This window comes from Brakhagea slesvicensis (assembly GCF_052161625.1).
Taxonomy (GTDB): Bacteria; Planctomycetota; Planctomycetia; order Pirellulales; family Pirellulaceae; genus JBKCUI01.
Genome location: NZ_CP197412.1, coordinates 1,199,433 through 1,211,459 on the forward strand (window position 1 = coordinate 1,199,433; position 12,027 = coordinate 1,211,459).

Consider the following 12,027-nt stretch of genomic DNA (forward strand, 5'->3'; position numbering starts at 1 on the left):
AAAAACCAGCGAGCAAAGGGATCTGAAAAACGAGAAGACAAGAGTCTAGTCGCGATCGCTTCGTTTGTGCACTCTATTTAAGGAACTTGATACAGGCCGGCGCGGGGGCCTCGATGAGGAATCCGGTCGGCCGCAAAGTCCCTTTTTCTGCATCGATTCGAAAGGAAACGATGTTATTGGATTGCTGGTTTTCCGCCAGCAGGAATTGACCGCCCGGTGAGAGTCGAAAGTTGCGCGGTGTTTTGCCAAGTGTCGGAGTGTGTCCCGTCGGCGTGAGTTTCCCTGTCGAACGGTCGATTTGGAAGGATGCGATCGAGTCATGGCCGCGGTTGCTGCCGTACACGAATTGGCCGGAGGGGTGGACCAAGATCTCCGCCGTGGAATAGCTTGGGTCGGATACGCCTAGAGGGAGAGTCGTCACGGTTTCAATCGCTGTGGATGGCCGATTTCCGTGCCAGTTGAAACTGGAGATAGACATATCGAGCTCGTTGATGACATAGAGAATCCTCTCCGTTGGATCGAATGCAAGATGCCGAGGCCCCGCGCCCGGCGCCAGAGTCAGATCGAGATCGGGACAAGGCTTCAAATGGCGTGTGCTCCGGTCAACTTCGTAGACCAGCACCTTGTCCATCCCAAGATCGGCGACGAGAAGGTGGGATCCGCTGGCGGTCCAGATGCTGCAATGCGCATGGGGACTCGATTGTCTCGAAGGGTCCTTTCCTTTTCCTGAATGCTCGAGTCTCTGCAGCATAGGTCCGATGGCTCCAGTCGACTCCAGGGGATAAACGACAATGCTCCCCTTCCCGTAATTGGCAACCACCACGAACTCAGCCTGAGGATCGACCGAGATGTGGCATGCGGTATCAAGCGGAATAGGTTGCTGGTTGACCAGGGTGAGAGCACCCGGTTGAAGCTCATTCAGTTTCTTCTTGTCCCAACGAAAGGCTGCGACCACGCCAGGTGCCCCTTTCTCAGCAGGCGAAGCGTTTCCCACAGCGTACAAGAGTTCCTGCTCAGGATGCCGCGCAAAGAAGTTGGGACGCACCAACGAGCCAATGGCAACCGGTTCATCCATCGCCCCATCGGAGTGAAGACGGCTAGCATAAATACTCTCACCATAACCACCGATGAAGAAGGGTTCACCGTTCTGAGCCATAGCCGTAGGTACAATTGGTAGGAAAGGTACAAGGGGTTGGAAGGGAAGAAAGCAGCACGCGAGGGCGAACCATGTGGACAGCAATCGTCGGGTCATGATCGTTAGGATGGAAGGAGCAGCATGGCAGAGAAGAGATCGGATGAGGATCGATTATAAGGGGCACGCACGGAAACGTGGTCCACCGCGTGACCTACGACAGATTTTCGCAGTGCGTACCCCCGAGTTTTCGGGTAAAAGGTATTATGATTTTATCTCGGATGTTGCAGTCTCCGCGGGCGTTTACTTGGGTGCCCGCCCTATCTATTTTTGTAGCAATCGTGCTGGCTGCGGCGGTCGGACTGCTTGGATTGGCTCGGGATCTCCAGTCCATTCGCCATTCCATTTTTGACGCAGAGATCAATCAAGCGCGATCGCATGTGGAGCGAACGGTTGGGCGCATCGAGTCCGATTTACTGGAAGGCCTATCGATGGCCGCTTATCAGCTCGAGAAAAAGCCACGATGGTTGGTCGATCATTGGCGGCGAACGATACCAGGGAAGCCAGACCGACTCTATGCGGCAATTGTGGACGCAGAAGGATTGATTCTGGCGCACAGCGATTATTTGGACGTCGAGAATCCGGATCACGATCGATTGCCGGAAGGCTGGGAGAAGAAGGCGATTGAAGGATATGGACCAGGGGTTCGACAGATTTCCGATGGCCCGTTATCCCACCGGGGCGATGCGTTAGATATCAGTGCCCAGATCATTTATCAGAATCAAACCATGGGCTCATACCATACAGGGCTGGATTTGACTTGGCTCAATCGTCGCGTGTGGGAAGGGCAGCGCGAAGCGATACAAGTTTGGTCGATCGTCATCACCGCTATCGGTGCGATCGTTCTCGGGTCCTCCATCTTGCTCTTTCGGTTAGGCGTTCGCGCTAAGAGGATGGAGCAGGCGCTCGATCAAGCCGAGACGCGGCGATTGGCGGGGCTCAGTCGATTGATTGTCGGGATGGCCCACGAATTGCGAAATCCTTTGAATGCCGTGCGATTGAACTTGTTTACCTCACAAAAGGTTTTTGCCGGGACCGCGCACATTTCTTCCGAGGAAGCGGCAGCGATGATCGAAGAATCGGTTCGGGAGGTCGAACGAGTCGATGATTTGATTGGGCAGTTGCTCGGGTATGCACGCGTGAACACGCAGGCAAAAGGGGAGTGCAACGTTCATGACGAAATCTATTCGATCTTGCAATTTCTCAAACAACTGCATGAGAAAGATGGCATTGAGATCTCGTATAACAACCAAGCCCCAGAGGCCGTGATCGCGATTGATGCACGGCTCTTCCGTCAGGTTCTCCTCAACTTGCTCAACAACGCTCGCGAGGCGATTGGCAAATCGGGAAGGATCGAAATTCTCGTCGATGCGATCGGCCCGCGCGTGTCCATTCGAGTCCAAGATAGCGGGCCTGGTATTGCGTCGGACCAGTTCGAACAGATTTTTGAACCCTTCTACACCACGCGCGATGACGGAGTGGGAATGGGGCTAGCGGTCGTCAATAGTATTGTGGAAGAGGCGGACGGAAGCATCCAGTGCCGCCGCAGCACCGCCTTGGGTGGCATGGATTTTGTCATCTCTCTTCCCGTCGTTCGTTGCAATGAGGAATCCAGCGATGTCCAGTAAACAAACTATCCTAGTGGTCGAAGATCAAGCCAGCGAACGGGAGGCCATGACGCGCCTTTTGCGGACCGAGGGATATAATGTTTTGGCCGCTGCGGGCGTAGCGGAGGCCAAGGCGCATCTTTCCCAAGCTGTCGATTTAGTGATCACCGACTTGCGGCTGGGACGACTCTCAGGATTGGATCTGCTTCAATACTGGCATGAGAGCCGACCCTCGACTCCTATTATCGTCGTGACGGCATACGGCGATGTGGATACCGCTGTCGCAGCGATGAAGATGGGGGCCATCGATTACTTGATGAAGCCCTTAAAGCCAGATGAACTACTCGTCTTGCTCAATCGATACTTGCCCATGCGTCCGCAACCATCGATCACCGACGATGAACATGCGGGAGTGCTTGGCAAAATGATCGGCAATTCCCCGGCCATGCGTCGGGTATTCGAATCGATCAAACGTGTTGCCGAGTCGGACAGCATCGTATTGATCACAGGCGAAAGCGGTACGGGTAAGGAACTGGTCGCGGCCGCAATCCACCAGTTGAGTTTAAGAAAAGCGAGCTCGTACGTAGCAGTCAACATTGCTGCCTTGCCTGAACCACTGATTGAAGCCGAGTTGTTTGGGTATGTTCGAGGAGCATTTACCGGCGCCAATGAATCCAGGCATGGCCGTTTTCAAGCAGCCCAAAGTGGGACGCTTTTCATGGACGAGATCGGGGACTTCCCCCTCTCCCTTCAACCGAAGCTACTGCGCGTCCTCGAAAGCTTTACCTTCTCACCTGTGGGGAGCAACGAAGAGATCAAGGTGGATGTGCGCTTGATTGCCGCAACCAGTCGCAATATTTCGGAGCTGACCGAGACCAATCAGTACCGCGCAGACCTTTACCACCGGCTCAATGTCTTGAATGTCGATCTTCCTCCCCTCCGCGAAAGACCGGAGGATATCGAACCACTCGTCGATTTCTTTATTCGCGATTGCGCCGCGCGCCATGTTCGAAAACCACCTGAAGTCTCTGTAGATTTAATGGCCTTTCTCCGATCCTATGACTGGCCAGGGAACGTGCGCCAGTTGCGAAACACCATCGAGAACATGCTGGTGATGGGGGGAAGGGAACTGCTTGGCATGCAGGACTTGCCCAAGTTTCTCAGTAGCAATGCGACCACCAACCCGACTCGAATCGCACCCGCTACCGTCAATCTAAACGACTTGGAACGAGAAGCGATTCAAAGCGCCCTCTCGCATTCCATGGGCAATCGCACCCACGCCGCCCAGAAGCTTGGAATCTCCGTGCGAACGCTCCAACGAAAGCTCAAGCAATGGGAAGGGGATACGTCAGATTGACGTAGCCAAACAGTTTGCATGACGTGAAGTGTCGTGGTGCTGAATAGATGGCGCATCCATTTGGACGACTTGCGACAGACTTGATCAAGTCGATTCGCTCCTTAAAGGTGTGAAAGGTTTACACGGCGAGACTGGCACGGAAGTTGCATCGAAATCTCGGTCCGAGAGCTGGCTGATTAGCAGTCATTCGACTAGCTGTTGATCCAATCCATGGGCTGTTGAACCGATCCATGGGCTCTTGCGAATTCTTACATCGCTGGACATTCCGTTTAGAAGGGAGCTCGACATGCGAAAGCCACCGATAGCTTTTCGAAAAACAAAAGGCTGCACCTTAGGTGTTGAGCTGGAATTGCAGATCATCGACCTCCAATCATTCGATCTGTCATCCTCTGCTTCCGAGTTACTGGCTTATCTCGAGACGCAGGCGATCCCTGCGACCATATCCCCTGAGTTGACCGAAAGCATGATCGAGGTTTCGGTCGGTGTGTTTGATTCTTGGACGGAGCTGCGTGAACGACTCAGGGTTGTCAAAGAGCAAATGTTGGATGCTGCGGACTGGCTCAACGTCGGGTTGAGCGGCGGAGGGGCGCATCCCTTTCAGCAATGGCAAGATCGCCAAATATTTGACAAGCAACGATTCCAGAAGCTCTCTTCCCTCTATGGGTATTTGGCCAAGCAATTCACGGTTTTTGGACAGCACATCCATGTCGGATGTGAAAGTGGGGATCAAGCCTTGTGGCGAATCCATGCGCTCAATCGATTCGTGCCGCATTTCATCGCCTTAGCTGCTTCGTCTCCCTTCTTTCAGGGAGAAGCAACCAGTTTTCATTCGTCGCGTCTCAATACCGTCGACGCATTCCCCTTCAGCGGTCGAGTGCCGTACGTGGTGAGTTGGGACAGGTTTGTCCGAGACCACTATGAGCCTATGCTGAAGAACGGCGTCATCAAAAGCATGAAAGATTTCTATTGGGACATTCGTCCCAAGCCTGAGTATGGCACGATCGAGCTGCGCGTTTGCGATACACCTCTCCACGTCGATCGCGCCGCGCTGTTGGCTGGCTATCTTCAGTTGCTGTGTGAGGGATTCGCAGCGGATCCGCGGGCATTCCGTGAATCGGATTACATGGTTTACTCCTACAATCGCTTTCAAGCCTGTCGATTCGGGTTGGATGGGAACTACATCGATCCAATCGATCAACGTCACACCCTTATTCGCGATCATCTTTTGGAAACATTGGCGTGGCTCGAGGGCTGTTTGGAACTCAACGAGACCAGGGTGGAATTGCTCGAACAGTTGCATGTCGCTGCATTGGGAATCACCGATGCCGAGAGATTGTTAGAGGTTTACGATCGATCTGGGGCAGTACAAGACGTAGTTCGATTTGCCATCGATCAATGGAAGTGCCAATCTACGCCCAAGAGACTTTTCGAGGACGCCGCGTAGCCGTCGACAGAACAACTAGACTTGGTGGTACACTCGATACCAGGCGACGAAGCGGCGAATTCCTTCCTCGATGGGAGTGGAGGGTGCAAAGCCGACCGCCTGCTGCAATGCTTCCACATCGGCGAATGTGGAGGGAACGTCACCTGGTTGCATCGGAAGAAGATTCATCACAGCCTTCTTGCCGATGGCAGCCTCGAGCACTTCGATGAACCGAAGAAGTTCAGTTGGCTGGTGATTACCGATATTGTAGACACGATAGGGGGTGTCGCTACTACCGGGTGTAGGAGACTCAGGAGACCAATTTGGGTCCGGTTTAGGGATGCAGTCCATCACTCGCACGATGGCTGTAACGATGTCATCGATGTAGGTGAAATCCCGACACATTTTTCCGTGATTGTAAACATCGATCGGACGGCCTTGAAAGATCGCGTCGGTGAACTTGTAGAGAGCCATATCGGGACGGCCCCAAGGTCCATACACCGTGAAGAATCGAAGGCCTGTGGTTGGCAATCGATACAAGTGCGAATAGGTGTGGGCCATCAATTCGTTCGCCTTTTTGGTGGCAGCATAGAGACTGATGGGGTGATCGACGCTGTCATCGACGGAAAAAGGTTGTCGCACATTTTTTCCGTAGACGCTGGAACTGCTTGCGTAGACCAAGTGTTCGATGCCGTGGTGTCGGCAGCCTTCCAGAATCGTCATCGTTCCTTGCAGATTGGAATCGATGTAACTGTAGGGGTTCGTGAGTGAATAGCGCACTCCTGCTTGAGCCCCTAAATGGATCACGCGATGGAATGCATTTTGTTCAAAGATTTTTTCGACCGCCGCTCTGTCCTCGAGGGCGCATCGTACAAATCGGAACGCAGGGTGGTTCTCAAGCTCTTTGAGTCTCGCCTCTTTGAGACGGACATCGTAATAGTCGTTGAGATTGTCCAAACCAATCACAGTCATTCCTGCACGGAGGAGGTGCTGACACGTGTGAAAGCCGATGAATCCGGCTGCTCCAGTGACGAGGATCGTACGAGACATAGGGGCTTACGATTCGTTGGTTTGTAGAGAAGGAATGACAATGTTTGCGAGGAGGGGGTGAGCTGGTTGCAGGCGCGTTCCACCTCGCGTTAGCAAAATCTGGATCCAAGTTTGAAGCGACGCAGGATCCGTCACAGCGCCGGACAGTCCGACCTTACTCGCGTAGGGAATCGACGATGAACGCATGCAAGTCCACTCCCAGAGAAGCGCCACGCGACGACGTCCCGCGCAGGAGCTTTCGTCATGGCGGCTCGGGTGAAGGGACTTTTCTACCTCGGCGCGAGACATCACGAGAACATCCCAATCTCCCGAAGTCGAATCGTTCCATTCCCATCGTGTGTGAGGAAGCGACGATCCGAGCGATGCCAATCGTGCACGAATGAACGCGGTTTGCTGTTGCACGAGAGTACGATGCCAACAGCTAAGACCGACAAGCCTCCAAACTTGAACTTTGCTGGTGGTGAGTTGATATTCCATCAGGATGTGGGCAGATGGCAAGCGAGAGCGACCCCACCCGAGTTTAGTTGGAGCGAACAGGGGGGGCAAGCTGACGGAATCAGGACGGTGGATGCTCGAGGCAAGTCCATCGATTGACTACCCCATACCAGCTTCGCGGAGCCGATCGGAATGGTCAAGATCACGGGCCCAGTTTCATCCACGGTCAGTTCGCCCTTCCGAGAGTCGAAAGCGGATTCGCGAAGCCGAAACTTATCGCAGTCGACGAGCGTACGCCAACCCTCAGAGTCGATCGGCAGCGATTTGCAATCGATAGCGGACGTGGGACCACTCTGAAAGTCGATCACCTCAAGGGCCTGCTCGACATGGAGCGCCCGAGGATTCCCATCTTGATCGACTCGATTCCAGTCGAAGAGTCGAAACGTGCAATCGCTTGCTTGTTGAATCTCGGCCACCAGTAGCCCGGCGCCGAGGGCATGAACGGTTCCAGCGGGGATAAAGATGCAGTCGCCCGGCTTGGGCTCTAGTACGTGAAGGCAAGACTCCGTGGTCCCGGATTGGATCGCTCGCGCCAATTGCTCGCGGTCGACCCCAGTTCGCAACCCCGCATAGATCTTCGCCCCCGGTTCTGAATCAATCACATACCAAGCCTCCGTTTTCCCCCGATCGGGAACGGGCATCGTCGCCCCGTAAGCATCGTCTGGGTGGACCTGGACACTCAGTACCCGCTGGCAATCCAAGTACTTGAGCAACAACGGAAACCGATCATTGGGTGCCTCATAACCCATAATCTCGGGAGAATGCGACTCGATCAAATTTCGGAGCGTTTTTCCTTTAAAAAGCCCTTCGGAGACGACCGACTCGGCTTCTCGATGGTCCACCAGCTCCCAGCTCTCCGCCCAAACCCCATTTTCTGGAGGTTTTTTGCCAAGTTGTGACGCGAGCCGCTCGCCACCCCATAGGTAAGAACGAAGAATGGGGGAAAATTGGAGCGGGTGATCTGGGTAAATCATGGATTGCCAAAAGTCCTAGGGCGAACAAAGCTAGAGGGACCCCTATGTTATCGGAGAGATGATTGATGCTGAAAAGCACCCTTGCCCTGAAGAAATCTGACGATCTGTTTGAAAAAAGCTCGATGAGCTTCGGCGATCATTTGGAGGAATTGCGGCAAGCCCTGATCAAAGCCTCCATCTGGCTCATGGGTGGCCTTTGTGTCGGCGTTCCCATGGCGACCAGCGTGGTCGCTTATATGCAGCGTCCCCTCGAGGCAGCTCTCGATCAGTTCTATCGCGAGCAAAGCATTCGAGAAATGGAGGCCGCAACGAAAGGAACCGTCGACCCGAATTTGAAAGCTTGGATGGAGGCGAATCAAAAGCGATCTGAAGTCATCTTTGTCGACAAGAATCGACTCACTGCCCTGCTGCGATCGACACCTGCCGAACCACCTCGAGACGCCTCCGCCGAGACACCTAAGGACGCACTCAAGGACGCACCCGTCGAGGCACTCAAAGACGTATCCGCCGAGACACCCGAAGAAGTCCCCGGAGACGTACCCGTAGACAAGGCAGGGGAAGCGACAGACACCCGTACCGAACCGACAGCCTCTCCGCCTCAATTGGAGGGAGAGGAAAACCTCTCGCTCGCCGAGCGATTTCCGCTCGCTTCCGCGGATACCGAGGGACTCCCGACCCCCGATCGACTGGTTCCCCTGCGAATTTTCTCTTCGATTAAATCGCAAGCGGAAACGTTCAACATGCAGGAGGGGATGATGATTTGGTTCAAAGCGGCTTTGGTCGTGGCGGCCATCGTCGCGAGCCCCGGTATTTTCTATCACGTTTGGGGATTCGTGGCGGCAGGACTTTACCCTCATGAACGACGCTATGTCTATTACTTTCTTCCAGCCAGTTTAGGCTTGTTTTGGACCGGCGCCTTGTTCGCCTTTTTCGTTGTCTTTCAGTTGGTCATTTCGTTCCTGTTGAACTTCAATGCCATGATGGGCGTGGGAACGTCTCCACGTTTGAACGACTACATGTCCTTCGCGCTCTTGCTACCACTCGGATTCGGTATCTCCTTTCAACTTCCGCTCGTGATGTTGGTGGTCGAGCGATTAGGAATTATGTCGGTCAAGACCTATTTGCAGCAATGGCGGATGGCGATCTTCATTATCGCTGTGGTGGCCATGATCCTAACGCCCGCGGATGTGACGAGCATGATCGCAATGGCATTGCCGCTCATCTTCCTCTACTTCCTGGGTATCGCGTTGTGCCACTACGTGCCGAGGGGCGGCATGCTCAACGGCAAGGCAGTGGATCCTCGCTAACCATGGAGGATGCGAGCGAACTTCGCGACCTCCAAGCGATCCCAAGGCTTGCTCCCCGTGAGTTGGACTCTCACAAGGGTACGTTTGGGCACGCGCTTTTGGTAGGTGGCGCCGTCGGCATGTCTGGCGCGATATGGATCGCCGGACAAACCTGTTTGCGAGGAGGAGCGGGTCTCGTGACGCTCGCGGTTCCCGATACGGTCCAAGCGGTTTTATCCGTTGCCATTCCTTGTGCGATGACCCTCGGTCTCCGCAGCACCGAGGAATCGAGTGCATGGTGGGAGCAGATGCGTGCACCGAAGTACCGCGACTGCATCCTTGCAGTAGGGCCGGGACTAGGTCGTTCGTCCGATACCGATGCGTTGGTATGGAGGTGTTGGCTGGAATGGCCTCAGGCCGCTCTTTTCGATGCCGATGCACTCAATGCCTTAGCCGCTGATCGCCCGAGACTTTCCGACGAACGCGAGAAACCCTGCGCACCGCGCGTTCTCACTCCGCATCCTGGTGAATGGGCGAGACTCGTGGGAAGCAAAGTGCACGACGTCGCTTCGCACCGAAGTGTAGCGGCACAAATGGCACGCAACCTGGGTGCGGTGATCGTTTTGAAAGGTGCGAGGACTTGGATTACCGATGGCACCCATTGCTTTGAAAGCAGGACAGGCAACCCGAGTCTGGCAGTCGGCGGTAGCGGCGACGCACTGAGCGGCTTGATTACCGCATTGATATGCCAGAGGATGAAGCCGATGGATGCGGCTGTGTTAGGGGTGCACCTGCATGGGCTCGCCGCCGATCTTGCTCACGACGCGCTTGGGACCCCAAGCACCCTAGCTACCGATCTCCTCGATTTCCTACCCGCCGCCTTTCAAAGCCTGAATAGCGTTTCTCCCAACACAGACGATTGCTAGTTCACGGCAGGTGGTTTAGCCGTCGAGTCTTCCGGTTCCAGAAACCGGAGGTGATGGGCCGCATGAATGAGTTGAATTGCGACAAGCTCCTCGTAGGTCATCGGCCCAAATAGAGGAGACGGATGAATGGGGCCTCGAAATCTCTTCAACCTTTCGATGCACTGAAGATACCTCTCGACCGCTGGCGCATCGTCGATAGATGTCACGTGGATGGTCGCAGGGATCGTGGGAGCGCCTCGCGCCATTTCCTTCGTCGCCAGGATTTTGCGAAACAAGCGTTTTCCTTGGAAGGCCCGAAGCAGAGAAATCAAGCACTGCATGGGAAGCGACATCTTTGGGAAACCATCCATGGGAAAAGTCATCCAATCCGCAAGGTGCTCGCAGCAGGCTGCCAGTCCCCAATTGCCGCGACGGCGGTACCCCAGGTCTCTCAATCGAGCGACCTCGATCACGATCTCATCGAGAGACGCAAACTCAAGACTTCTCAGTTGCATGTTCGTGTCTTTCATGAAACAAGACCTGCCATCGCGCATTGGTTATGTGACTCGACACCCTGGATTTCGCTCTTTATGAGTGTAACCGAGCAAACTCGTTCAAGGTGACGCTCCGACTTCATTGGGCGATGGCATAACGTCGCACAATGCAGACGGTATACTTTTGGTTCATTGTGGATTAGGAAATGCCCTGATCTTCTGCCAAATGATCACCTTCCCTTCGCCGTGCTGCCAATCGCCATGATTCGATCTCTCGCTCCTGTGGTATTAGCCACCCTCGGAACATTTGCGTTTCTTCTTCACACGGTATCCACTGCGGAGGACAAGGTAACTGCGGCACCTCGCAAGTATTTGATTATCCATACCGATGATGCTGGAATGTCCCACTCGGTCAATATGGCGACTCAAGAGGCGTTGCAAAAGGGAATCGTCACTTCAGCGAGTATTATGGTCCCGTGTCCATGGTTCAAAGAGTTTGCGGGTTTTGCCAAAGCCAACCCTCAGTTTGACTATGGCATTCACTTGACATTAACTTCGGAGTGGGAGAATTACCGGTGGGGGCCGGTGTCCTCGCGAGATCAGGTAGCTAGTTTGATCGACGCTCAAGGATATCTTTGGGATAACACGACCGAAGTGGCTCAGCACGTTAAGGCAGATGAAGTGAAGATCGAATTAAAAGCGCAGATCGAAAGGGCCAAGGCGTTTGGAGTACCGATCAGCCATTTAGATACCCATATGGGTGCCTTGGTAACTCGCGACGACTTGGTCAAGGTGTATGTCGAATTGGGGGCTGAATACGATCTGCCAGTATTGTTCTTCCGAACATTGACGCCCGAGATTCGCAAGGCATATCCGCCCATCGCTTCTCAGTTCGAGTCCTCGGTGTCTCTGCTCCATTCTCGTCGATTGCCATTGCTGGACCGATTGCTCCAGTTCTATGGTGGAGAGATTCCCGAGATGCGAGAGAAAACGTACTTCGACGCTTTGCGAGATTTGCCAGATGGAGTAACTCAACTTATCATCCACTGCGGAAAAGAAAATGAAGAGTTACGTGCCATTACCGATAGCAGTCGCCGACGTGATCAAGATCGGGAAATTTTCACTCGCGATTCCACTAAGGCATGGCTGGACGAGCAAGGCATTACGCTGATCGATTGGAAGGATTTTCATCAGATGGAGCAGAATCGATGATCGCTATGTAGCGAGATCGAATGTCAGTTTTG

At 54.1% G+C, this 12,027-nt stretch carries 11 protein-coding genes; 6 read left to right on the forward strand and 5 right to left on the reverse strand.

The features are described 5' to 3' along the window. Positions 1–73 precede the first annotated feature (73 nt). Positions 74–1,156 carry a lactonase family protein gene (locus SH467x_RS04650; protein ID WP_482370124.1) on the reverse strand — a complete coding sequence of 361 codons (1,083 nt, stop codon included), beginning with the start codon at positions 1,154–1,156 and terminating at the stop codon, positions 74–76. Between the two features lie 257 nt (positions 1,157–1,413). Between SH467x_RS04650 and SH467x_RS04655 the strand changes: the two genes are divergently transcribed. The 3 genes from SH467x_RS04655 to SH467x_RS04665 all read left to right on the forward strand — a co-directional run bounded on the left by SH467x_RS04655 (position 1,414) and on the right by SH467x_RS04665 (position 5,600). Further along, positions 1,414–2,820, forward strand: a complete 1,407-nt coding sequence (locus SH467x_RS04655; protein ID WP_482370125.1) for a sensor histidine kinase — start codon at positions 1,414–1,416, stop codon at positions 2,818–2,820. Then, positions 2,810–4,156 (forward strand): sigma-54-dependent transcriptional regulator, encoded by a 1,347-nt coding sequence (locus SH467x_RS04660; protein ID WP_482370126.1) that lies wholly within the window; start codon positions 2,810–2,812, stop codon positions 4,154–4,156. Before SH467x_RS04655 ends, SH467x_RS04660 begins: the two co-directional genes overlap by 11 nt. 286 nt (positions 4,157–4,442) lie before the next feature. Continuing rightward, entirely contained in the window at positions 4,443–5,600 is a 1,158-nt protein-coding gene (locus tag SH467x_RS04665; RefSeq protein WP_482370127.1) for a YbdK family carboxylate-amine ligase, read from the forward strand. A gap of 15 nt (positions 5,601–5,615) precedes the next feature. Here the strand turns inward: SH467x_RS04665 and SH467x_RS04670 are convergent, their stop codons facing one another. From SH467x_RS04670 to SH467x_RS04680, 3 genes are all read right to left on the reverse strand, one after another. Then, positions 5,616–6,629, reverse strand: a complete 1,014-nt coding sequence (locus tag SH467x_RS04670) for an NAD-dependent epimerase (protein WP_482370128.1) — start codon at positions 6,627–6,629, stop codon at positions 5,616–5,618. A gap of 6 nt (positions 6,630–6,635) precedes the next feature. After that, positions 6,636–7,031, reverse strand: coding sequence for a hypothetical protein (locus SH467x_RS04675; RefSeq protein ID WP_482370129.1), 396 nt, complete (start codon positions 7,029–7,031; stop codon positions 6,636–6,638). A 74-nt stretch (positions 7,032–7,105) separates the two neighbouring features. Continuing rightward, a complete protein-coding gene (locus SH467x_RS04680) occupies positions 7,106–8,098 on the reverse strand; it encodes a type I phosphomannose isomerase catalytic subunit (protein ID WP_482370130.1) in 993 nt (330 codons plus the stop codon). A 65-nt stretch (positions 8,099–8,163) separates the two neighbouring features. Between SH467x_RS04680 and tatC the strand changes: the two genes are divergently transcribed. Continuing rightward, positions 8,164–9,405, forward strand: coding sequence for a twin-arginine translocase subunit TatC (gene tatC / locus SH467x_RS04685; RefSeq protein ID WP_482370131.1), 1,242 nt, complete (start codon positions 8,164–8,166; stop codon positions 9,403–9,405). Positions 9,406–9,407: 2 nt separating this feature from the next. Continuing rightward, the gene (locus SH467x_RS04690) at positions 9,408–10,310 is read left to right on the forward strand and encodes an NAD(P)H-hydrate dehydratase (RefSeq protein WP_482370132.1); all 903 of its coding nucleotides are present in this window, start codon (positions 9,408–9,410) and stop codon (positions 10,308–10,310) included. Here SH467x_RS04690 and SH467x_RS04695 read toward each other — a convergent pair. Then, positions 10,307–10,804, reverse strand: a complete 498-nt coding sequence (locus SH467x_RS04695; protein ID WP_482370133.1) for a DUF1569 domain-containing protein — start codon at positions 10,802–10,804, stop codon at positions 10,307–10,309. The genes SH467x_RS04690 and SH467x_RS04695 overlap by 4 nt on opposite strands. Positions 10,805–11,044: 240 nt before the next feature. Here SH467x_RS04695 and SH467x_RS04700 point away from each other — a divergent pair, with 240 nt between their 5' ends. Then, on the forward strand, positions 11,045–11,995 hold the full coding sequence (locus SH467x_RS04700; protein WP_482370134.1) for a polysaccharide deacetylase family protein: 951 nt from the start codon (positions 11,045–11,047) through the stop codon (positions 11,993–11,995). The last annotated feature ends 32 nt before the right edge of the window (positions 11,996–12,027 follow it).